This is a genomic window from Pseudomonas sp. GNP014, from assembly GCF_054344005.1.
In genome coordinates, this window is sequence record NZ_JBTGUS010000001.1 from 3,979,826 (window position 1) to 4,004,604 (window position 24,779).

Below are 24,779 nucleotides of genomic sequence, written 5' to 3' on the forward strand. Positions count from 1 at the left end.
CCATGGACAGCCGTTCGCCGAACCGGGCGAAGCAGCAAGGGATGGCGATTATCAGCGCGTTGCTGATCGCGGCCGTGGTGGCGGTGATTGCGGCGGGCATGCTGACCCGCCAAAGCGTTTCGACCCGTGCGCTGGAAGCGGATCAGCAGCGGGTGCAGGGCCGCTGGGTGGTGCAGGGCGGTCTGGAGATCAGCCGTCAGCGGTTGTGGGAGGCGCGCCAGCGTGATCCGCTGACCCGCCTCGATCAGCCGTGGGCACAGCGCCTCAGCGCCTCAGGTTTTGAAGGCCGGCTGGAAGACGAGCAGGGCAAGTTCAACCTGCGCAATCTGGTGGCCAATGAGCGTGTGGATGAGGCACAGGTCGAGGCGTTCGCGCGCCTGTGCGAGTTGATTGGTGTCAGCGCCGGGTTGAGCCAGCGCATCAGTCAGCGGGTGATTGCCTCTTACCCGCGACTGTTGAATCCGCAGATCGCCGCGACCACCAAAACCGGCTTCGACAGTGGCCGGTTAACGTCGCCCAACGCTTCGCGAAAACCCGAAAATCCAAAGCTGCCGATGCTGCGCAGCATCGAGGATCTGCGCGGTGTCGATGGCATCAATGACGCGCTGATCAGCAAACTCGCGCCGTACCTGACGGTGATTCCAGCGACGACTTGGGTCAACGGCAACACCGCTACCGCGCCGGTGCTGGCCGCGAATGTGCCGGGGTTGTCGCTGGAGCGGGCGCAGGCGTTGATCAATGAACGTGACGCCGGGCGCTGGTTCATCAATCGCGGTGATTTCGTCAACCGTTTGCGCATGCCGCAACTGGAGATCAGCAGCGTCAAGGTCGGCATCACCAGTGACTGGTTTCGCCTGCGCGGCGAGGCGCGGCGTGATCAGCGCCGGGTCAGCCTCGAAGCGTTATTGCATCGCTCGCAGGATCGCCTGCCGCAGGTGATCTGGTCGCGGGTGGGCGTATGAGTCAGCTACGGATTGCTCTGGCGCCGTTGGCCGAACTTGAGCTGGACAGTCCGCTGTGCTGCGCGTGGCTGGATCGTCAGGGGCAGGTCAGTCGTGAGGAATGCCTCAGCCTGAACCAGTTGAGCCAGTCGCCGAAACAGCCGCCGCTGGTGTGTTTTCTGCACCCCGCGGACAGTCTGCTGGCGAGCATCGACGTGCCGCCGCTGCCTGCGAACAAGACGGCGGCCGCGGTGCAATGCGCCGCGCAGGCGTTGATGCTCGGTGACGGCAACGCGATGCACATCGCTCACAGTCCCCGTGATGAAACCGGGCAAGTGCAGATCGCCTGGGCGCCCCGCGAACGCTTGCTGCGCCTCGGGCAATTGCTCAAGCACAGCGGCCTTAACCTGCGCGGCGTGTACCCGGCGGCTTACAGTTTGCCGGTGTTGCCGGGCACGGTGGCCTGTCGCCTGGACGGTCATCTGTTGCTGCGCGACAGCGTGCAAACAGCGCGGGTGCAGCCGTTGTTCGATGAAGACCCGGGCGACGGGTTGCTGGCGTCCGGCAGTGCCTTGCACTGGATTGGCGACGGTGCACCGCCCAACGCTGAACTGCCGATGGCCGAGGCCCAGCGCTGGACCGGGCCGTTGCCGGGCTGGGGCCTGCACGGCGCCGTGCAACAACAGAACACCGAGCATCGCGGCTGGGGCCGGGCATTGGCTTTGTTGGCATTGGCCGTGGCGGTGTGGGTGGTCGGTTTGAACCTGTATGCCGCCCGCGAAGCCAGTCAGGGCCAGCAGTTGAAGGCGCACATGAATCAGCGGGTGAAACAGGCCTTCCCCGAGTTGCCGGTGATCCTCAATCCGTTGCAACAGGCCCGTCAGCAATTGGCGGCGCGGCAGAAGGGCGCGGCGGACGATCCGGCGCAAACCTTCAATCGGCTGGTGCTGCAGGCCGGCAGCGGCATGCCGTTCATGGCTGGCAGTGTCGAGCAACTGACGTTCGCCGAGGGCGCGTTGCAATTGCGCCTGCTCAGCGATGCGCGGCGCTCCGGTACCGACAAAGACTGGCAAAGCACACTCGCTCAGGCCGGCATCAGCGTCACCGCCGAGGATGACGGCTGGACGCTGCGCCCGGCAGGAGAATCCCCTTCAAGTAGCACCGACGACGACAGCGGAGCAGAAGATGAATAAGGCCTCGCTCGCGGAGTACCGCGCCCGCTGGCAGCGCTTCAACAGTCAGGTGCAGGCGCGCTGGCAGCCGTTGGCGCTGCGGGAGAAACGCATGGTCGGCGGCATGGCTCTGGCGCTGGTCGGCCTGTTGATCTGGGTGGCGTTGATTCAGCCACCGCTGAAGAAAATCACCTATTGGCAAGCCGAGACGCCAAAACTGCGCGCGCAGACCGAAGCGCTGGAGGTGTTGCTGCGCGAAGTCAGCGTGCGCCCGGCCGGGCAAGGCGTGGCCCAGGCGCTGGAGCAGACGCTGCAGGCCAGCGGCCTGGCCGGGCATTACCAATTACAGGCGGCGGATGCCGGTGCGTGGCAGTTGATCTTCGACGCCGCCCCGGCCGATGCGGTGCTCGACTGGTTGCTGAGCACGCCGTCACAACTTTCTTTGCAGGTGGTCGAGGCCCGTTTGCAACGGGCAGACAACGCTTCGACCGATGTTACCGCCGGCACTTTGTCAGGCACCGTTCGCATGGATCAGGCGCTTGGCGCTAAGGAAGCTTCATGAAGGGGTCAGGATCCAAACCGGCACGCTTGGCTTTGCCGATGCTGCTGATGGCATTGAGCGCGTGCAGCAACACCACCACCACCACGCCACAGAATCAGCCGCCGTTGCTGGTCGACAGCGAACTCGGTCGGCCGCTGGCCAACACCCAGCGCAGCGGCGACGCGGTGCTGGACCGCGAGCGCGCACAGGCGCAGGCGCGACCTGCGCCGAAGCAATTGCACAACATCACCAAGAGTGCGCGCAGCGGTGCGGCGCCATCGAGTACCACGTTGCCGAGCAATCCGCTGGGCGATCAACCGGTGACGCTGAATTTTGTCGACGCCGATATTCAAGCGGTGGTACGGGCATTGTCGCGTTCGACCGGTCAGCAGTTTCTCGTCGATCCACGGGTCAAGGGCAACCTGACGCTGGTTTCGGAAGGCCAGGTGCCGGCGCGCCAGGCCTACGACATGCTGCTGGCGGTGCTGCGCATGCAGGGCTTCAGCGTGGTCGATGTCGGCGGTGTCGCGCAGGTGGTGCCAGAGGCCGATGCGAAGCTGCTCGGCGGGCCGATCTACAGCGCCGACAAACCGGCCGGCAACGGCATGCTCACCCGCACGTTCCGCCTGCAATACGAGAACGCGGTGAACCTGATTCCGGTGCTGCGCCCGATTGTGTCGCCGAACAACCCGATCAACGCCTATCCGGGCAACAACACCATCGTCGTCACCGATTACGCCGAGAACCTCACCCGCGTCGCGCAGTTGATTGCCAGCATCGACTCGCCGAGTGCGATCGACACCGATGTGGTGCAGATCCAGAACGGCATCGCCGCTGACATCGCGCCGATGGTCGCTGATTTGCTGGATGCGCCGGGCAACGATCCGACGCAGAAAATCGCGGTGATCGGCGACCCGCGTTCCAACACCATCATCATTCGCGCCGGTAGCCCCGAGCGTACCGAGCTGGCGCGCAACCTGATCTACAAACTCGACAATGCGCAGAGCAATCCGAGCAACCTGCACGTGGTTTATCTGCGCAACGCCCAGGCCGCGAAACTGGCGCAGGCCCTGCGCGGCCTGCTCACCGGCGAAAGCGACAGCGGCACCAGCGACAGTGCGCGGTCGGTGCTCAGCGCGATGGGCGGCACCGGCAGCAATGGCGACCAGAATGGCCAGAGCGGTGCGCAAACCAGCGGCACCCCATCGACCAGCAGCAACGGCAGCACGGGCAGCACCGGCGGCAGTTACGCCCAGGGCAGCAGTGGCAGCGGCAGCAGTGGCGGCGCGCAAAGCAGTGAACAGAACGTTGCCTTCAGCGCTGGCGGCGTGACCATTCAGGCGGACGCCACCACCAACACCTTGCTGATTTCCGCGCCGGAACCGCTGTACCGCAACCTGCGCGAAGTCATCGACTTGCTCGATCAGCGTCGCGCACAAGTGGTGATCGAAAGCCTGATCGTCGAGGTCGGCGAAGACGATGCCAGTGAGTTCGGTGTGCAATGGCAGACCGGCAACCTCGGAGGCAACGGTGTGATCGGCGGGGCCAATCTGGGTGGCTCGGGCATCAACGTCAGCGGCAAGACCAGCATCGACGTACTGCCGCAGGGTTTGAACCTGGGCTACGTCAACGGCACCGTCGACATCCCCGGCATCGGCAAGATCCTCGACCTGAAAGTGCTGGCCCGAGCGCTGAAGAGCAAGGGCGGCACCAACGTGCTGTCGACGCCGAACCTGCTGACCCTGGACAACGAAGCGGCGAGCATTTTCGTTGGCCAGACCATTCCGTTTGTCAGCGGCAGTTACGTCACTGGCGGTGGTGGCACCAGCAACAATCCGTTCCAGACCGTGACCCGTGAAGAGGTTGGTTTGAAGCTCAATGTGCGGCCGCAGATTTCCGAGGGCGGTACGGTCAAGCTCGACATTTATCAGGAAGTCAGCAGCATCGACGAACGCGCTTCGGCCAGCGCCAAATCGGCGGGGATTGTCACCAACAAACGGGCGATCGACACCAGCATCTTGCTGGATGACGGCCAGATCATGGTGCTTGGCGGCTTGCTGCAGGACGGCTACAGCCAGAGCAACGACGCGGTGCCGTGGCTGGGCAGTCTGCCGGGGATTGGTGCGCTGTTTCGCAACGAGCGCCGGGCGATCACCAAGACCAACCTGATGGTGTTCCTGCGCCCGTACATCATCCGCGACAGCGAAGCGGGGCGCAGCATCACCCTCAACCGCTACGATTTCATGCGCCGCGCCCAGGGTGGCTTGCAACCGGAACGCAGCTGGGCGATGCCGGACATGCAGGCGCCGCAATTGCCGACAGCAGCGCAAGGCGTGCCGGCAGTGGCGCCCACCTCAGGCCCTCGCGCAACCATCAAAGCCGTGCCGATTGACGGGAGCAGACGCTTTTGAAACCAGCTCGCAATGTGCAACTCACCTCTGTGGTGAGGGGATTTATCCCTGTTCGGCTGCGCAGCAGTCGTAAACATTGCGGGCGCGGTATGTCTGGAAAAAACCGATTGCAGGTTTTGGGGTTGCTGCGCAACCCAGCGGGGATAAATCCCCTCGCCACAGTGGGTTTGGGGGAGTTCAGGAGATGAGTGCGTTGCCTTGCACATCGACCAAAGCCGTTCCGATTGAGGGGAGAACACGCTTTTGAAACCTGCCCGCAATCTGCATCCCACTCCTGTGGTGAAGGGATTTATCCCCGTTCGGCTGCGCAGCAGTCGTAAACCCGAAACACTCGGTATGTCTGGCGAAATTCGGTTGCAGGATTTGGGGTTGCTGCGCAACCCAACGGGGATAAATCCCCTCGCCACAGTGGAGTTGGGGGAGTTCAGGAGATGAGTGCGTTGCCTTGCACATGGACCCAAGCGGTGCCGATTCATGGGAGCACACGCTTTTGAAACCAGCCCGCAATTTGCAACTCACCCCTGTGGTGAGGGGATTCATCCCCGTTCGGCTGCGTAGCAGTCGTAAACCCGAAACACTCGGTATGTCTGGCGAAATTCGGTTGCAGGATTTGGGGTTGCTGCGCAACCCAGCGGGGATAAATCCCCTCGCCACAGTGGAATTGTGGGAGTTCAGGAGATGAGTGCGTTGCCTTGCACATCGACCAAAGCGGTGCCGATTGAGGGGAGCAGACGCTTTTGAAACCAGCTCGCAATGTGCAACCCACCCCTGTGGTGAGGGGGTTTATCCCCGTTCGGCTGCGCAGCAGGCGTAAACCCGAAACACTCGGTATGTCTGGCGAAATTCGGTTGCAGGATTTGGGGTTGCTGCGCAACCCAGCGGGGATAAATCCCCTCGCCACAGTGGGTTTGGGGGAGTTCAAGAGATGAGTGCGTTGCCTTGCACATGGACCCAAGCGGTACCGATTGAGGGGAGCACACGCTTTTGAACCCTGTCTTCAATCTGCATCCCACCCCTGTGGTGAGGGGATTTATCCCCGTTCGGCTGCGCAGCAGGCGTAAACCCGAAACACTCGGTATGTCTGGCGAAATTCGGTTGCAGGATTTGGGGTTGCTGCGCAACCCAGCGGGGATAAATCCCCTCGCCACAGTGGAATTTTGGGAGTTCAGGAGATGAGTGCGTTGCCTTGCACATGGACCAAAGCGGTGCCGATTGACGGGAGCAGACGCTTTTGAAACCTGCCCGCAATCTGCAACTCACCCCTGTGGTGAGGGGATTTATCCCCGTTCGGCTGCGTAGCAGGCGTAAACCCGAAACACTCGGTATGTCTGGCGAAATTCGGTTGCAGGTTTTGGGGTTGCTGCGCAACCCAGCGGGGATAAATCCCCTCGCCACAGTGAAATTGTGGGAGTTCAGGAGATGAGTGCGTTGCCTTGCACATGGATCAAAGCGGTGCCGATTGACGGGAGCAGACGCTTTTGAAACCTGCCCGCAATCTGCAACTCACCACAGTGGATTTGGAGGAGTTCAGGAGATGAGTGCGTTGCCTTACGCCTGGGCCAAGGCGCAGCGGATTTTGTTGTGTGATGGGGTGTTGACGGTGTGCCCGTCGACGCCCGGCTGGTCGATCAGTGAGGCGCGGCGGCAGTTTGGCGCGACCACGATACAGCGCGTGCGCGATGACGAACTCGATGGCTTGCTCGCCAGCGCTTATGCCGATACTGGCAGCGCGGCGGCGGTGGTCGGTGCGGCGGAAAACGAAGTCGATCTCGACCGCCTGATGCAGGACATGCCGGAAATCACCGACCTGCTCGACACTCAGGACGGCGCGCCAGTGATTCGCATGATCAACGCGCTGCTCACCCAGGCCGCGCGCGATGAGGCCAGTGACATCCACATTGAACCGTTCGAAACCCATTCAGTGGTGCGCTACCGGGTCGACGGCACCTTGCGTGATGTGGTTTCGCCGCGCAAGGCACTGCACGGTGCGCTGGTGTCGCGGATCAAGATCATGGCCCAGCTCGACATCGCTGAAAAACGCCTGCCACAGGACGGTCGCATCGCGTTGCGCGTGGCCGGGCGGCCAATCGACATTCGCGTCTCTACCGTGCCCACCGGTCATGGCGAGCGCGTGGTGATGCGTCTGCTGGACAAACAGGCCGGGCGGCTGCATCTGGAAACCCTGGGCATGGACGCGCAAGTGCTGGCCAAACTCGACCACTTGATCCGCCAGCCCCACGGCATCGTGCTGGTCACCGGCCCCACCGGTAGCGGCAAGACCACCAGCCTCTACGCCGCGCTGGCGCGACTGGATGCCAGCACCAGCAACATCCTCACCGTGGAGGACCCGGTGGAATACGACCTGCCGGGGATCAGCCAGATTCAGGTCAACGCGAAGATCGACATGACCTTCGCCCTGGCACTGCGGGCGATTTTGCGGCAAGACCCGGACATCATCATGATCGGTGAGATCCGCGACCTGGAAACCGCGCAAATCGCGGTGCAAGCCTCGCTGACCGGTCACCTGGTGCTGGCGACCCTGCACACCAACGACGCGGTGTCGGCGGTCAACCGCTTGATCGACATGGGCGTCGAACCGTTTCTGCTGGCCTCGTCGATGCTCGGGGTCTTGGCCCAGCGGCTGGTGCGACGACTGTGTAAAGAATGCAAACAAGAAGACCCGGCGGCGCCGGGGACGTGGCGCCCGGTCGGTTGCCCGGCGTGTAATCACACCGGCTACAGCGGTCGCACCGGCATTCACGAATTGTTCTGCATCGACGACGACATCCGCACCCTGATTCACCAAGGGGCAGGGGAGCAAGCCTTGCGTGCGGCGGCGTCAAAGGCCGGCATGTTCAGCCTGCGTGAGGACGGTGAACGCTGGATTCGCAGCGGCGCCACCGCCCCTGAAGAAATCCTCCGTGTGACTCGGGACGCCTGATGAATCGCTATCGTTTTGAAGCCGCCGACGCCACTGGCAAGATCGAGTCCGGGCATCTGGAAGCGGACAGCCAGGGCTCCGCGTTCAGTGTTTTACGCGGGCGCGGATTGACCGCACTGTCGGTGCACAAGGAAAGCAATGTCGCCCAGCAGGGCGGCGGCGGATTGTTCAGCGCCAGGCTCTCCGACAATGATCTGGCCTGGGCCACGCGGCAATTGGCGAGTCTGTTGGGTGCCAGCCTGCCACTGGAGGCAGCGCTCAGCGCCACGGTGGAGCAGGCCGAAAAAAAACACATCGCCCACACTCTCAGCGCGGTGCGTGCCGACGTGCGCAGCGGCATGCGCCTGGCCGAGTCATTGGCTGCGCGGCCACGGGATTTTCCGGAGATTTACCGTGCGCTGATTGCGGCGGGGGAGGAATCCGGAGATCTGGCGCAGGTCATGGAGCGGCTCGCGGATTACATCGAGGAGCGCAACAACCTGCGCGGCAAGATTCTCACCGCATTCATTTATCCGGGTGTGGTCGGGCTGGTGTCGATCGGCATCGTGATTTTCTTGCTCAGCTACGTGGTGCCGCAGGTGGTCAGCGCGTTTTCCCAGGCGCGGCAGGATTTGCCGGGGCTGACCCTGGCGATGCTCAACGCGAGTGATTTCATCCGCAGTTGGGGTTGGCTGTGTGCAGGGATCATGGCCGCAAGCTTCTGGAGCTGGCGCTTGTATCTGCGCAATCCGGCGGCGCGTTTGAGGTGGCATCATCGGGTGCTGAAACTGCCGCTGATCGGGCGTTTCATTCTGGGCCTGAACACCGCACGTTTTGCTTCGACCCTGGCGATTCTCGGCGGCGCCGGGGTGCCGTTGTTGCGCGCATTGGAAGCGGCGCGGCAGACCTTGTCCAACGACCGCTTGAGTCTGAGTGTCAGCGAGGCCACGGCCAAGGTGCGCGAGGGTGTGAACCTCGCGGCGGCGTTGCGGGTGGAGAACGTATTTCCACCGGTGCTGATTCACCTGATCGCCAGCGGCGAGAAGACCGGGTCGTTGCCACCGATGCTTGAGCGTGCGGCGCAGACGCTGTCGCGGGATATCGAGCGGCGGGCGATGGGCATGACCGCATTGCTTGAGCCGCTGATGATTGTGGTGATGGGCGGGGTGGTGCTGGTGATTGTGATGGCGGTGTTGTTGCCGATTATTGAGATCAACCAGTTGGTGCAGTAGGGGTGTGTCTGATGCCTTGGTGGTGGTGGCACTGGCCTCATCGCTGGCAAGCCAGCTCCCACAGGGAACAGTGTTGTTAATGCGATTTGCAGCAAAACACAAAAACCTGTGGGAGCTGGCTTGCCAGCGATGAGGCCCGCCAGGCCAATAAATAGTTCAACGTTTTTGCAAAAGATTCTCCATCACCCGAGCGATGTTTTCCCGATCCTCGGGTTCTCCGTTCTGTCATCTGCAACCACCCGTCAACGCCTCCAGCCCGATTCAGCCAAACCCGCGATCCAGACGCTGCGCAGCATCCGACAAACACCCGAGAAAATCCCTTCAGAAACAGCTCGCAGCTCCCGAGGTTTTTTCCTTTATCTGTCACCGGAAACTGCGAATTTCTCAGTGCGACTTAACCAAGGCCAACGCTAGCGAGGGCCCCGGTGAGTCCTCCCAGTGTCATGCAAGTCACCCGAAAACCTGTGTTCCCAAACCTAGTTGAAAAGGAGATTCTTCATGTTCAAGCGCACTCTGATCGCAGCTTCCCTGACCGTCGCCGCTCTGGCTTCCGCTCAAGCCATGGCCGTTACCGGTGGTGGTGCAACGCTGCCTGCCGCTCTGTACAAAGGCTCTGCCGACAGCATCCTGCCAGCCAACTTCTCCTACGCTGCCATCGGTAGCGGCGGTGGCAAGACTGCTTTCCTGACCAACAACCCGGCTGGTTTCAGCACCACTGGCACTGTGCACTTCGCCGGTAGCGACTCGATCCTCAGCGCTTCGGAACTCAAGACCTACAAAGACACCTACAATGCTTCGTTCGGTCCGCTGATTCAGCTGCCTTCGGTTGCCACTTCGGTTGCCATCCCTTACAAAAAAGCCGGTCAGACTGCTCTGAACCTGACCAGCGCTCAGCTGTGCGAAGTGTTCTCCGGCCAGAAAACCACTTGGGGAGCGCTGCTGGGCACTGCTGACACCACCGCTATCCGCGTGGTTTACCGCAACGTTTCCAGCGGCACTTCGGAAATCCTCACCCGCCACCTGAGCACGATTTGCCCGACTCAGTTCGCGACCAACACCACCTTCACCGCCGCTCGTATCGGTGGCATCGCCTTGCCTTCGAACTGGGTCGGTGTAGCCAACACTTCCGATGTTGCCACTACCGTGAATGCGGTTGACGGCTCCATCGGTTATGTCGGTCCGGACGGTGTTGACGCTACCAGCAACGCTGTTGTTGCCCGCGTGAACGGTGTTCAGCCTACTTCGCTCAACGTGACGCTGGCGCTGTCGTCGGTGACCCCTCCATCGTCTGCTGTCGATGCTGCCGATCCATCCAAGTGGTCGCCAGTGGTCGCTAACCCGACTTCGGGTTACAAACTGGCTGCCTACACCAACTTCATCTTCGGTCAGTGCTACAAGGATGCAGCCGTGGCCGCGGACGTCAAAGCCTTCCTGACCACTCACTACAGCAACCCGGGCAACAACACTGCGACTCAGGCCCACAAGTTTGTCGCCGTGCCTAACGCCTGGAAAACCGCTGTAACCGCCAACTTCATCACCAACACCTCGGGCAACAACCTGGACATCAACAACGCCAGCGTCTGCAACGCTATCGGTCGTCCTTTGTAAGTCGGTTGATGCACTCGGATGTATAGATGGCGGCCCTTCGGGGCTGCCATTTTTTTTGCTCCCGTTAGAGGGAGCATTCGATAAGGAGATTGAGCATGTTCAAGCGTATTGAAAGGGTTGTGATGTCAGCCGCCGTGCTAATGGCGTCGGCTCAGGCGATGGCGGTAACGGGTGGCGGTTCCACCTTGCCGGCGTTGCTGTATTCGGGGGCTGCCAACAGCATCCTGCCCGCCAACTTCAGCTACGCGTCTGTGGGTAGCGGCAGTGGCAAGTTGGCGTTCCTGACCAACAATCCAGCCGTCTTCTACACCACCGGCACCGTACACTTCGCCGCTAGCGACTCGATCCTCAGCGCTAGCGAAATCAGCACTTACAACGCCAACTTCGGTGCTGCCTACGGTCCGTTGATCCAGATTCCTTCGGTGGCTACTGCGGTTGCCATTCCTTACAAAAAAGCCGGTCAGACTGCACTGAATCTGACCAGCGCGCAGTTATGCGATGTGTTCTCTGGCTACAAAACCACGTGGGGCGACTTGTTGGGCACGACAGACTACACACCGATCCGTGTCGTCTATCGCAATATTTCCAGTGGCTCGACGGAGATTCTGAGCCGTCATCTGAACTCGATTTGCCCGACCAGGTTCGCCACCAATGCGATGTTCACCAATGCTCGTTATCCATTCGGATCGCCGCTACCTCCGAACTGGGTGGGTGTAGCCAGTAACCTTGATGTTGTCACAGCAGTGAATGCGGTAGACGGGTCCATCGGCTATTCCGGCCCCGATGGCATCAGCGTGTCGAACAATACGGTGGTTGCCCGGGTCAACGGGGTTCTGCCGACGTTGGCCAATGTCACCCTTGCGCTGTCATCAGTATCGTTGCCGGTCACCCCTGAAAATCCCGCGCAATGGGCCCCGGTGGTAGCTAATCCGACGTCGGGTTACAGGCTGGCCGCCTATACCAACTTCATCTTCGGCCAGTGCTACCGGGATTCGGCTGTGGCGAACGACGTTCGTGCCTTTTTGACCAAACACTACAGTGTTCCCGGCAATGTCCTCGCCAGTGTGGCGCACGGTTTTGCACCCCTGCCTACACACTGGAAAAACGCTGTGACGGCCAACTTCATTACCAACACCACGGGCAGAAACCTCGACATCAACAACCCTTCGGTTTGTAACGGCATCGGCCGGCCGCTGTGAACACGTGCACCTGTGCATCAGAGGCAGCCCTGTGCGGGCTGTCTCTGCGTTGAAGGTCCGCCGCCCCGGACCCGCGAATACTCCCCCAACATGAAGTTTGTGTGACATCCGTTCGGTCGCGCCCCTCGCCAACTGCCTATGTCGTAACAGCAGGTTTTTGTTCGCCTGCGGCCATGTGTGGCAATCAAAAAAGGATCTCGTAGTGATGCTCGCTCGCCCGTCCCGTCGTCGTACCCACGTTCAGTCCTTTCCGCGTGATGCCGTGGAGCCGGCGCTGTGGCTGCTCAAGCCGTTGGCGCACGCGGTGGCGTTGTGTCTGGTGGCGGGCAGTGCGCAGGCGCAGACGGCGTTCAGTTCGAGCTGGTTTGCCGCCAAGGGCGCCGCGCAGCAAGCGGCAGCGGCACGGCCGAGCGTGGGCGGATTACCGGGGATGACGCCGCCACTGGCCCAACAGCAAAAAGCCAATCAGCAATTGCAGCGCTCTATCCAGACCTTGAACAACACCGTTGCCGCGATTGCCGCGCAACAAGCGGCGCAGGCCGCCGGGCGCACTGCGGCGTTGGGCACGGTGCAGTTTGTGCCGGACGGTCTGGGCGAGGGTGGTTTGAAGGTCGACAACAGCCTGACCCAGGGCTGGCAGAACGCGAAGGGCCCGCAGCAGACTCAAGTCGATGGCAAGACCACGGTGACGATCGAGCAGACTGCCGACAAGGCGATCCTTAATTGGGAGACCTTCAACGTCGGTCGCAACACCACGGTTGATTTCGCCCAGCAGTCGAACTGGGCAGTGCTCAACCGGGTCAACGATCCAAACGCCCGGGCCAGCCAGATTCAAGGCCAGATCAAGGGCAACGGCACGGTGATGCTGATCAACCGCAACGGCATCGTGTTCAGCGGCAGTAGCCAGGTCAACGTGCGCAACCTGGTTGCGGCAGCGGCGAATATCACCGACATACAGTTCCGCGATCGAGGTCTGTTTTTCGACAGCACCGGCACTCAGCCGACCTTCACCGATGCCGCTGGCAAAGTGTTGGTGGAGCGCGGTGCCTCGATTGAAACCCACAAACCGGCGGCTTCTATCGATGCCGGCGGCTACGCGTTGCTGCTGGGCAACGAAGTGCAGAACGACGGCAACATCAACACCGCCAAGGGCCAGACCGTGCTGGCAGCCGGTGACCGATTCTACATCCGCAAGGGCTCGGGCACCGAAGGCAATGCGCTGTCCACCACCTTTGGCAGCGAAGTCATTCCGGGCTTCAAGGCCGGTGCCGTTGCGGGCAAAGTCACTAACAACGGACTGATCCAGTCGTCGACCGGCGACATCACCCTTACCGGCCACGAGGTCGTGCAAAACGGCGTATTGCTCGCCAGCACTTCAGTTGCAACACGAGGCACGATTCACCTATCCAACCCGATCAACGACGCCACGGGCAGCGTGACCCTGGGGCAGAGCAGCGCCACGGCAATCATGCTCGACAGCAGCGACATGACCGCCCTCGACAGCCAGCATCAGGCCGCGCTGGCGGGCGTCACGGCCAACAATCGGATCCGTGGCGACCAGTCGCGCATCGAGATTCAGAGCGGTGGCAGTGTCGAGTTCCAGAGCGGCTCGATCACCCTGGCCACCGGCGGCCAGGTCGCGGTCAGCGCACAGCGTCGCAGTCTGGTGCGTGACGGCGCGATGATCGATGTCTCGGGTGCCATCGGCGTCAAAGTGGCGATGGAAAACAACAGCATCAAGATCAACGTGCAGGGCAACGAGCAGCGCGATGCGTCGGTCAACCGCGAGAAAGGCGCGCTCAACAGCAATGACATCTGGGTCGATGTGCGCGAGCTGGTATACGTGCCGGCCGGCACCAACGGCTACGCCACGGATCGCTGGTACACCGCCGGTGGCCTGTTGGAAGTCGGGGGTTATCTCGGCACTCAGGGCCACAGCGTCGGCGAATGGATGGCCCAGGGTGGCACGGTGAGTTTCGCCGGCAACGACGTGGTGACGGAAAAAGGCTCGCTGATCAACCTGTCCGGCGGCACCCTGGATGTGCAGAGCGGGCAGATTCGCCAGAGCTGGCTGCGCGGCGCCGATGGACGCTTGTATGAAGTCTCCCGCGCCCCGGGGGATCTGCTCTACACCGGGCTGTACAAAGGTTATGAAGACAGCAGCGAACGCTGGGGCCAGACCAGCTATTTCTACAACCCGCTGATCGCCCCGCGTTCACGTTTCGAATCGGGTTACACCGTGGGCCGCGATGCCGGGCAACTGGTGATTTCCACAGCGAACGCCGTGCTCGACGGGCAGATGATCGGCGATGTGCATCAGGGTGAACGGCAGAATCAGGCTTCGAAACCGGTGCTCGACGGCTATCAGCAGAGTCAGACCGCGCTGGCCCGGCGTGCGCAACTGATCGTCGGCAGTTACGATCCGACCTTTGTCGCGGCGTCGAGTGGGCTGCTCTACACCCTCAATCCGTTGCTCGATCAGATACAGATCGGTGGCTCGCGCCCGGTCGCCGGCAACGATTTTGATCTGACCGGCGCGGTGTCCGATGCCCGCAAGGGCAAGCTGTATCTCGATAACGATCAGCTCAACGGATTCCGTCTCGGTGCGCTCAAGGTTTCGGCCAAGGATCAGATCGCCGTTGACGGTGGGCTTACGCTCGACAGCGGTGGCGACATCACCCTGTACGCCCCGGATGTGCAGGTCGGCGCCGACCTGATCGCTCGCGGGGGCAGCCTGCGTCTGGGCAACGTACTCAATCAGTTCACTGGCGGTGCAAACACTGACACTCGTCTGGCGGCGAAAGCCGACAAGGCGACGCAAACCCGCATCGCCGAGGGCGTACGGCTCGACACCCGCGGCCTCTGGAGCAACCTGCGCACCAATCCGGACGATAACGCCAGCCTGGCGTATCTGAACGGTGGTCTGATATCGATCCGCAACAGCGGCGATATCGACGTCGCTGCCGGCAGCCTGCTCGACGTTTCTTCCGGTGGCGCCGTGCTCGCCAATGGCAAGACCCGGGGTGGCAAGGGCGGGGATCTGACGCTGGAATCGAGCGCCATTTCCGCACCAGGCAAAACCCGTCTGGACCTCGATGGCGAACTGCGTGGGTACGGCGTCACGGGCGGCGGCACCCTGACGGTGCAGGCCAACAAAATACTGGTCGGGCAAACGGATAAAGCCCTGGCGGACAACACCTTGCAACTGTCCGCCGACCTGTTCGGCAAGGGGTTCTCCGCCTACAACCTGATCGGCCTGAGCGGACTTGAAGTGGCCGAAGGCACCGCAATTGACGTGAACATGCCGGTCTACCGTTTTGGCGATGCGGCCCCCAACGAGGTCAGCGGCGTCGATCCGCGAACGGCGCTGGAGCTGTGGACCCCGACGCTGTTCCAGGAAAACCCGACCAAGGGCGTACTGACCCAGCGCGCCGGCGCCAGCCTGACACTGCAAGGCGGCGCGACGCTGGTCGAGCTGATTGACGCCGCCAACAGCACCTTGACCCTGGGCCGAGGCTCGCGCATCAGCGTCGATCCGGGGCAGAGCATCAAATTGCGTGGCGCCGGGCAGATCACCGTTGACGGTGAACTGGATGCCTGGGGTGGCACGATCGATATTCGTCAACAACAGTTCGGCTCGATCCAGCCGGCCACTTCGATTCAAGTGGGGGATCCGAACGCACATGACCGCTCGATCTGGATCGGCGAACAGGCGGTGCTGGATGTCGCCGCGCGCGCCAATACAGCGACCGACACCTTGGGCCGCACTTACGGGCAGGTCGGCAAGGGCGGCAGCATCATCATCGGCGGCGAGATCGACTCGAAACTGGCAACCGCCACGGCCGCCGATGCCTACGTGATTGTGCGTCCGGGCGCGCGGCTGGATGCCTCGGGTACCGAGGCCGTTCTGGATATCGCCGGCCAGGGCCCGACCCGCGTCGCAACGGATGGCGGGCGAATCGGTTTGAGCTCCTACACCGGCCTGTTCGTCGAAGGCAACTTGCGTGCGGCGGCGGGTGGCGTCGGGGCGGCCGGTGGTCGTCTGGAACTGGCGCTGGAGACGCCGCTGTATTCCGACTCGGCGAGCAACGTGGTGCGGGCTCCGAGGGAAATGATCATCGGCCAAGCGGCAGGGAACGGGCTGCTGCCCGCGAATCTGCGACCCGGCGAAGGCGCCGATGGCTTGCGTTACGGTCAAGCCCGTTTGAGTGCCGATGGCTTGATGACGGGCGGTTTCGACAATCTCAGCCTGCTGAGCAACGGTCTTTTGTCGTTCGACGGTGACGTCAATCTGCGCATGAATCAGAGCCTCAGCCTGTTCGCCGGAGCGCTGTCGCTTGCCGAGAACTCCAAAGGCACGGCGCGGGTTGATTTGAGTGCGCCGTACCTGCGTCTGTCAGGGGTGGGCACCTACTTTGCCGGCTTCAGCATGATGCGCCCACGATTGCTTCCCGGCCCGACGACCCGGTTGTCCGACGCGACGTTGAATGCCTCTGCGAACCTGTTGGACGTGGGCAATGGCCTGTCCTTCGGGACTCAGGGTTCGATCCTGCAACGGCAGGCTCCGGCCGTTGCATACAGCCGTCGGGCTTTCGGTCTGGTGAACCTCGACAGCAGCGGCGATCTGCGTTTCCTCGCGCCGAATGATGGCGCGGAGAAAACCAGGCTGTGGACACCGGGCGACTTGAATCTCGGTGCGGCGCAGATCTATCCCGCCACCGGTGTTCAGGCTGAGGTGCGCGTCGGTTATCAGGGCGAGGTTCCGGTTTCTCAACACACCTTGCGGATCAGCGGTCACGGGGCTGCACCGGCTGCAGTGCCGTACTCGGCATTCGGAAAGCTGACTTTTTCCGCCGCGTACATCGAGCAGGGCGGTGTCTTGCGTGCACCGCTGGGCAAGATCGTATTGGGTGACGATTTGCTCAGCACGACTCGCGAGGTTCATCTGCTGCCGGGCAGTCTGACTTCGGTCAGCGGTGCCGGTCTGGTCATGCCGTACGGCGGCACCACGGACGGTATCGACTATCGCTACAACGGCAAATCCGTGGTGCTCGATGGCATCACCGGCGAAACATCAGGCGTGTCGATCGGCACGCAATTTGCCGATGTGCAGAGCGACGCGGTCATCGACCTGTCCGGCGGCGGGGATCTGCGCGGCGCCGGTTTCGTGTCCGGTCGTGGCGGCTCCACCGATGCGCGTTTCAACCCGCTGGTGCACAATGCGCCTGACGGCACCTTCAGCCTGCCGGGGCTGGCGAGCAACCCGGTCTATGCCATCGTGCCCGGCAACCAGAGCAGCTATGCGCCGATGCTGGCCGAGGCCGGTGCGGTCGATCCGCGTATCGGGCAGCAGATCACCATTGGTGCCGGCGTTCCGGGGTTGGCAGCGGGCACTTACACATTGTTGCCGTCAACGTTTGCCTTGATGCCCGGTGCGTTCCGGGTTGAAGTGAACGGTCAGGCGACACCCGGCGTGACAACCGGGGCGCTGCCATTGCGTAACGGTTCATGGACCAGCAGCGGGCAGATGTCGATTGCCAATACTGACGTGCGTGCCAGCCTGGCCAGTCAGGTGATCCTCACGTCTGCCGACGTGTTGCGTCGTTACTCGCAGTACAACGAAACCGGATTCACTTCCTTCATCCAGAGCGATGCCGCCCGGCGTGGTGTGCCACGCGCGATGGCACCGATGGACGGCAAGACACTGGATCTGCGCCTGGCGCCCGGCGGCAAGCAAGGCATCGATTTGCAGTTCAACGGGCGTGCGTTGTTCGACGCTGCCGAGGGTGGCATGGCCGGCACGGCGGTGGTGCGCGGCGGCAACGCCGGTAGCAGCTTCGAGATCCTGGGCGCGGGCCATGCACCGACCCCTGGCTTCAATGGCGTGTCGTTATACGCCGACACGCTTAATAGCCTCAATGCCGGGCGTCTGACTATCGGTGCGATGCCGAATGTCCTGTACAACACAGCCGCCAACATCATCGGTTTCCTGGGCACCAGCGCAAACATTGTCTTGCGTGAAGGGGCGATTCTGTCTGCACCTGAAGTCTTGCTGCGCACCACGTCAATGCTTGGCGGCATCACGGTCGAAGCGGGGGGCGGGATCAATACGCTGGGGCGTGGCAACGTGGCCTACGACTCAATGGCCGGTTTCATTTATGAGCCGAGAGCCTCCAGCGTGTTGCTCGTTTCCAACGGTTGGACCCAGGTCCTCGCGCCGGAGCTGGCCAGTGGCATCACCGGAGCGGGCAGTATCCGGATCGGCACTTGCGCAACGAGTGTGTGCAGCAATCCGGCCCTGCTGTATTCGAACGGCAGTATCACTGCCGTCACGGATAACCAGTTCGAACTCGGTGAAGCGGTGCGTTTCGGCACCCGTCATCTGGCACTGTCGGTCGGCTCGGTCAATGCCGGCAGCGCCGAGGCGCTGGCGGCGGCAGGCAGCCGCGTGCCTGCCGGCCTCACGCTCAACCAGAACGTACTCGACCGTTTGCTGCGCGGTGATACGCAGTTTGGCGCGCCGGCCCTGGAAACCCTGAGCCTGACCACTCGCGACGCCTTCAATTTCTACGGCAGCGTCAGCCTCGACACGATCGACCCACAGACCGGCCAGAGCAAATTGCAGAACCTGGTGCTGGTCACTCCGGCGATTTACGGTCTGGGCAACGCCGGCGACGTGGCGAGTATCCGTACCGCCAACCTGATCTGGAACGGTGCGACCCAGAGTCCTGGCGCAGTCATCACGGGTGGTGCGGGCACCGGCAGTGGCACGCTGGACATTCAGGCCCAGCGGATCGAGCTGGGTTATGGCCCGATGCCTCAGGCCAGCGGGCTGGATCAGAACAATCGTCTGGCGCTGGGATTCGCCAACGTCAACCTGAGCGCCAGCGAGCGCATCACCGCCAATCACAAGGGCAGCCTAGCGGTGTATCAGGAGCAAGGCGCTTACGATCCGGTCAAGGGTTACAGCTACAGCGGCGGCAATCTGAATCTGCGTACGCCGTTGCTCACTGGCGAGGCGGCATCAGTCAGCCTGCTCAAGGCCGGCAATAGCCTGACCTTGAGCGGCGCCGGGGCTGCCGGCGTGGCCAATGCCCTGGGTGCGGAGTTGAACCTTGAAGCCCGCGATATCGTGCTCGACAGCCGTATCGCATTGGCCAGCGGCAAGCTGACGGTGAAGTCCGAAGGCGATCTGACCCTGGGCAGTGGAGCCGTACTGGATATGGCCGGACGTACCTTGCCGTTCAACGATGTCAGCAAGTACAGCTGGGGGGGCGATGTTTCGCTGTACAGCGCAAATGGCAATATCCGTCAGGCCGCGGGCTCGCGGATCGATCTGTCGGCGAAGAACAATCAGGCCGGTAACCTTAGCGTCGTCGCTCTGGCCGATGCGGCCGGGATGGTCGATCTGCAAGGCCAGATTGTCGGCGGCAGCAGTGGTTATTACGACGCCGGTGGCACGCTGGTGCCGTACAAGGCCAGTGGCGTGGACATTCGCGCGCAGCGTCTGGGTGGTGACGCCACCGAGCAGTTCGCTGCACTCAATCAGCGCTTGAGTGCCGGACAGGTTTACGGCAGCCGCAGCCTGCAACTCAAACAAGGCAATCTTGTGATCGGCGACGGTCTCAAGGCTGGTGAGATCAATGTGTCGGTGGACAATGGCAGCCTGACGGTTGCCGGTCTGATCGACGCCAGCGGCGAACGTGTCGGCAGCATTCGTCTGTCGGCGAAAAACGGTCTGACTCTTGCGGGCAACAGTGTGCTCGATGCCCATGGCCGTGTGCTGCGGGTCGACAGCTACGGCAAGATCATCGATGCGCCGAACCGTGCCACGGTCGAACTCGGTTCCGGCGATGGTTTACTCACGCTAGGCAGCGGCGCGCGCATCGACCTGCGCCACGGCACCGATGCCGTGCCCGGTTTCCTTGCGGGGCAACACGATGGAATGCTGCGCGGCACGCTGGAGCTGAACGCGCCACGTCTGGGCAGCAATGACATTGCCATCGACGCCAGTGGTGTGCTGACCATTCAGGGCGCGCGTTCTATCGGGCTCAATGGCACGCGCCGTTATACCGATGCCCGTGATGGTGTCGATCAGGCGGTCAGTGGTCGGCCGTATCAGGTGATTGACAAGGTCATGCTCGAACGCATTCACGGTGACAGCAAAGACTTTATCAACGCCGCGCTGGGTAATAACGATCTGCTGCAACGCAAACTCGCCGGGCTGAACAACACCACTTACGCAGACGCGTTCCATCTGCGCCCAGGCGTGGAAATTGCCAGCAAGACTGCCGACGGAGATCTGGTGGTGGAGGGTGATCTGGATTTGTCTGGCTATCGTTATGCCAGTCTCAATCCGCACACGCGACTGAATCCGTTGGTGTACGGGTCAGGGGAGGCCGGCAGCCTGGTGATTCGTGCCGGTGGCAACCTCGACATTTACGGCAGCATCAACGACGGTTTCGCGCCACCACCGGAAACCAAGGATGACGCCGGCTGGAAACTGATCGCCGGTGTGCAACCGTTCGGCGGCGATCTGATCGTGCCGGGCAGCGGGGTTACGCTGGCCGAGGGCACGCAGTTTCCGGTGGGCGCGACGCTCAATTACGACGTGACGATTCAGGGTGCGCGACTGGCCAGCGGCACGTTGCTGCCGACCCAGGCGGTTTTGGGCGAGGCTTATACGTTCAGCGCCGGCACAGTGCTGGCGGGAGCTATCCATGATGCCGGTGGTCATCTGTTGTACGCGGCGGGAACGTTGCTCAGCGAAAGTGTGACGTTGCCGGCGAACTCTCGCCTGGGTTCCGGTATCCGTCTGAACAAGGCCACGAGCCTAAAGGCCATGACCTGGCCCAAGGGCGTGCCGTTGCCAGGGGTTTTCGACCTCGATCTTTTAACGGTTTCCGGTGTGAAACTGAGCAGCTCGCTGGCCTTGCTGCGCGGTTCGCTGATTCCTTCGATGACTGATGTAAAGCTTGCCGACGGCACTTCGCTGATCGAACTGCGTCCGTTCAACGGCACGCAGCAAGGCAAGAACTGGGCGTTGGCCAGTATGTTGCCTTCGGGCAGTGCGTCATGGTCGATGCGCGCGGTGGCGGGTGCCGATCTTGAGGCGGCGGACAGCCGTGCCGTGAAGCCTGTCACCACCGATGGCAATCTGCGGCTGGCGGACACTCATTACGGTGTCACGCTTACCCAGGCAACCGGGATACTCGTGTGGGCACCGGGCAATCCGTATGACCTTCCGGGGTATTACCCTGTGCCCGATGACCAATTGGAGATCTGTGCGCAGATAGAAGGGCTCTGTGTGCCGATGGCACGCTGGGTATGGGCGCCGGGCAGTGGTCAAGGACCTGACTACGAACCCGTTCCCGAGGAGTATCAGGTCCTTTGTGAAATCTATCCGGAGTTCTGCATCGGCAATAATCCCGGCACAACCGCCAAGGCCCACAGCCAGATGTTCAGTGTGCTGCGCACCGGTACTGGCGATCTTGATCTGATGGCTGCCGGCAACTTGAGCATGGATTCACCGTTTGGGGTTTATACCGCCGGCACTCAATCAGCGAACGTCGATTCGTTGTACAACCAGAAACGCGGGTATCTCTCGAACAGTAATTCGGTATTGGGCAGCGCCGGTGCCGATTATGAAAAATGGGTCAACGGCGGCACCGACAGTCTTTACCAGGCCTGGTATCCGCAGATGGGCGGCAATCTGACGATCAACGCGGGCGGGTCTGTTTCGGGCGATTCGGTAGGGCAGAAAACTCGATCGACTTCAGGTGGAACCCGGGAGCAGATCGCAAGTGTCGCGGTGGGCAACTGGCTGTGGCGCCAAGGCACGGACAACCCGGATATGCCCACGGCCTGGTGGATCAACTTCGGCAGCTATGCCACCCAACTGATGCCAGATACGAACACCAATACCGAACCGTACCTGGTCGGGTTCACCGGTTTCGGCACTTTGGGCGGCGGTAATATCAGCCTGCGGGCCGGTGGTGATGCCGGCATGCTCAAGCCGTTGGGGGATGCCGTGAACAATCCTCGAAGCCAAGGTCTGATCGTCGCAGTCGGCAGCACCGGTCGAGTCGCCAGCGATGGCAGCGTGCAGATGACCGGGGGGGGTGACATGGATATTCGAATCGGCGGTACGTTCAACCCGTCGCTGCAAGCGCGGGCAGGAGAAACCGGTATCGGCAAACCGGTCCATGATCTGCAAGGTGCGCTGATCAACCTGCGCGGTGCGGCACAAATGACGGGTGGAGCACTGGGTGGCATCAACCTGAGGTACGGCGCCAGCACCGTGGTCAATGATCTTCGGGAAACCCGGGCACTTGATCCATTTACCTCGACCACCGGTAGCGCTTCCGGAGGCGTGGTGCTGATTCCGGGAGACTCGGGCATGAGCCTGAGCAGCCGTGGGGATCTGGTATTGGGTGGTGCAGCGGATCCTGGGCGAGTGAGTCTGATGAACGCCAGCCCGATCATGGCCGCCAACGGTAGCGTTCAGCAGGGCGGTACTCTGAGCGGCTTCTCATTGTGGACCGACCACACCGCAATCGATCTGTTCTCGGCTGGCGGGAACCTGACGCCGGGCACACAGATATCCGAGGTCAACTCATCCAACGGTCTGATCACGGGCCGCAATACCTCTCCTACCGATGGCCGGTTTGTCTATCCATCGATACTTCGTGCGGTGGCGGGCCAGGGATCCATCTATGCAGGACCATCCGCGACGTTCACTGGCGTAGACAACTACCCGCTGCAAGGTTACTCACTGCTCCTGGCTCCGTCGAAGTCGGGACAGCTTGAACTGCTGGCAGGTGACTCTATCTACGCCGGTGGCTATGCGATCAACCAGTCGGGGGCGAGCCCGATGGCCATTACCACGCCGTTCAACCCGGCGTTCAACACCTTTACCACCAACAGCAACACAAGCAAGCCGGTGCGCACCAACTACAGCGACGATGGCGTGGCACCAGAGAGTAACGTGCGATATCCGCTGTTTGCCTTTGGTCCCGATAGCTATTCGGGTTTGAACGACGTACAGGGGCCGGCGCGAATCTACGCACTGACGGGGGACCTGGTGGGCGTTCGCAGTGGTGAAACGTTGAGCTTTTCCACTTCCAAACGCACCTGGTACGAAGCGGCCGGTCCTGTGTGGATGATCGCCGGTCGTGACATCGTCGCCTCCGGCACCACCCTGGGGCAGCCTACGGCAGTACCGAGTTCAGAAATAAGCAACGGCAAGGATGGCATTTCTTCCACCGGCAACCTGTTTGTCCACAATGATCCGCGAGACGTATCGCGAGTGTCAGCAGGTCGCGACATTCTCTACAGCAACTTTGATATCGCCGGGCCGGGAACGCTGGATATCAACGCCGGGCGCAATATCCTTATGGAAAACCGCGCCAGCATCACCAGCCTCGGCTCGTTGGTGGCAGGCGATAAACAACCGGGTGCCAGCGTGGTATTGCAGGCCGGTGTGGGCGCGCAGGGGCCGGATTATTCGCGGTTCATTGCCCGCTATCTGAACCCGCAGAACCTTGCCGACCCGAACGCATCGCTCAACGGGCAGCCAGGCAAAGTGGTCAAGACTTACCTCGACGAATTGCAAAGCTGGCTGACCCTCGGCTATGGATTCAGCGGCAACACCGAACAGGCGCAAGCCTTCTTCGCTGCGTTGCCACGTGCGGAGCAGGCGATCTTCGCCCGTCAGGTGTACTTCGCCGAACTGCGTGCTGGTGGCCTGGAATACAACGATGTCGATGGCCCGCGCAAAGGCAGTTACCTGCGTGGTCGCAACGCCATTGCTTCGCTGTTCCCGACCACCGATGTGGCCGGCAATCCGATCCGCTACGACGGCGACATCACGCTTTATGGCGGTGCCGGGGTCAAGACTTTGTTCGGTGGCGATATCCAGATGCTCACGCCAGGCGGTGGTCAGGTGTTCGGCATCGAGGGCGCGGCGCCGCCCTCGACGGCGGGGATCATTACCCAGGGCTCGGGCAATATTCAGCTCTACTCCCAGGGCAGCATTCTGCTGGGACAGAGCCGGATCATGACCACGTTTGGTGGCTCGATCCTCGGCTGGTCCGCCGAAGGCGACATCAACGCCGGTCGGGGTTCGAAAACCACCGTGGTCTACACCCCGCCGAAACGCGTGTACGACACCTGGGGCAACGTGACCCTGTCGCCATCGGTGCCGAGCACCGGCGCCGGTATCGCCACGCTCAACCCGATTGCCGAAGTGGCCCCGGGGGACATCGACCTGATCGCGCCGCTGGGCACCATCGATGCCGGCGAGGCGGGGATTCGTGTGTCGGGCAACGTCAACATCGCCGCCCTGACGGTGGTCAACGCTGCCAACATTTCGGTGCAGGGTAAATCGACCGGGGTGCCGGTGGTATCGGCGGTCAACACTGGCGCGATCACCTCGGCCAGTTCGGCGGCATCTTCGGCCACGCAAGCGGCGGAAGACGTGGCGCGTCAGCAGCAAGCGGCCTCGCGGCAGAATCAGGCCTCGGTGTTTACCGTGCAGGTGCTGAGTTTCGGCAACGAACAACTCGCCCCAACCCGCGATGGCGCCAGCCGCACCCCGGCCCCGGGCTACAACCCGAACAGCCCGGTGCAGGTGCTGGGCGCCGGAGCGCTGGATGATCAGGCGAAACAGCAGTTGACCGAGGAGGAACGTGGGCAACTGACGTTGTAAAAGACTCTCGTGTAGTACGTTTGGGCGGCCTTTGGGTCGCCCTTTT

The 24,779-nt window shown here is 62.0% G+C and carries 9 protein-coding genes; all 9 read left to right on the forward strand.

What is annotated here, in order from left to right; translation table 11 throughout:
* The first annotated feature begins 2 nt into the window (after positions 1-2).
* Positions 3-962, forward strand: a complete 960-nt coding sequence (gene gspK / locus ACXX9E_RS17910; RefSeq protein ID WP_458555828.1) for a type II secretion system minor pseudopilin GspK — start codon at positions 3-5, stop codon at positions 960-962.
* Positions 959-2,134: a type II secretion system protein GspL gene (gspL, locus tag ACXX9E_RS17915; protein WP_458555829.1), complete on the forward strand. Its 1,176-nt coding sequence runs from the start codon at positions 959-961 to the stop codon at positions 2,132-2,134. Before gspK ends, gspL begins: the two co-directional genes overlap by 4 nt.
* Positions 2,127-2,675 (forward strand): type II secretion system protein GspM, encoded by a 549-nt coding sequence (gspM, locus tag ACXX9E_RS17920; RefSeq protein ID WP_123468110.1) that lies wholly within the window; start codon positions 2,127-2,129, stop codon positions 2,673-2,675. The genes gspL and gspM overlap by 8 nt, the downstream gene beginning before the upstream one ends.
* Positions 2,672-5,065, forward strand: a complete 2,394-nt coding sequence (gene gspD / locus ACXX9E_RS17925; protein WP_458555830.1) for a type II secretion system secretin GspD — start codon at positions 2,672-2,674, stop codon at positions 5,063-5,065. Before gspM ends, gspD begins: the two co-directional genes overlap by 4 nt.
* A gap of 1,534 nt (positions 5,066-6,599) precedes the next feature.
* Positions 6,600-8,006, forward strand: coding sequence for a type II secretion system ATPase GspE (gspE, locus tag ACXX9E_RS17930; RefSeq protein ID WP_123468114.1), 1,407 nt, complete (start codon positions 6,600-6,602; stop codon positions 8,004-8,006).
* Entirely contained in the window at positions 8,006-9,217 is a 1,212-nt protein-coding gene (gene gspF / locus ACXX9E_RS17935; RefSeq protein WP_458555831.1) for a type II secretion system inner membrane protein GspF, read from the forward strand. The genes gspE and gspF overlap by 1 nt, the downstream gene beginning before the upstream one ends.
* 498 nt (positions 9,218-9,715) lie before the next feature.
* Complete coding sequence (locus tag ACXX9E_RS17940; RefSeq protein ID WP_123468118.1) at positions 9,716-10,825, forward strand: substrate-binding domain-containing protein; 1,110 nt, start codon at positions 9,716-9,718, stop codon at positions 10,823-10,825.
* Between the two features lie 95 nt (positions 10,826-10,920).
* Entirely contained in the window at positions 10,921-12,024 is a 1,104-nt protein-coding gene (locus ACXX9E_RS17945; RefSeq protein WP_458555832.1) for a substrate-binding domain-containing protein, read from the forward strand.
* 205 nt (positions 12,025-12,229) lie between these two features.
* Positions 12,230-24,733, forward strand: a complete 12,504-nt coding sequence (locus ACXX9E_RS17950) for a filamentous hemagglutinin family protein (RefSeq protein ID WP_458555833.1) — start codon at positions 12,230-12,232, stop codon at positions 24,731-24,733.
* Positions 24,734-24,779 lie beyond the last annotated feature (46 nt).

Bases quoted from the DNA above. Each gene is read 5' to 3' on its own strand.
- gspK (WP_458555828.1), top strand. From the start codon at position 3: ATGGACAGCCGTTCGCCGAACCGGGCGAAGCAGCAAGGGATGGCGATT.
- gspL (WP_458555829.1), top strand. From the start codon at position 959: ATGAGTCAGCTACGGATTGCTCTGGCGCCGTTGGCCGAACTTGAGCTG.
- gspM (WP_123468110.1), top strand. From the start codon at position 2,127: ATGAATAAGGCCTCGCTCGCGGAGTACCGCGCCCGCTGGCAGCGCTTC.
- gspD (WP_458555830.1), top strand. From the start codon at position 2,672: ATGAAGGGGTCAGGATCCAAACCGGCACGCTTGGCTTTGCCGATGCTG.
- gspE (WP_123468114.1), top strand. From the start codon at position 6,600: ATGAGTGCGTTGCCTTACGCCTGGGCCAAGGCGCAGCGGATTTTGTTG.
- gspF (WP_458555831.1), top strand. From the start codon at position 8,006: ATGAATCGCTATCGTTTTGAAGCCGCCGACGCCACTGGCAAGATCGAG.
- ACXX9E_RS17940 (WP_123468118.1), top strand. From the start codon at position 9,716: ATGTTCAAGCGCACTCTGATCGCAGCTTCCCTGACCGTCGCCGCTCTG.
- ACXX9E_RS17945 (WP_458555832.1), top strand. From the start codon at position 10,921: ATGTTCAAGCGTATTGAAAGGGTTGTGATGTCAGCCGCCGTGCTAATG.
- ACXX9E_RS17950 (WP_458555833.1), top strand. From the start codon at position 12,230: ATGCTCGCTCGCCCGTCCCGTCGTCGTACCCACGTTCAGTCCTTTCCG.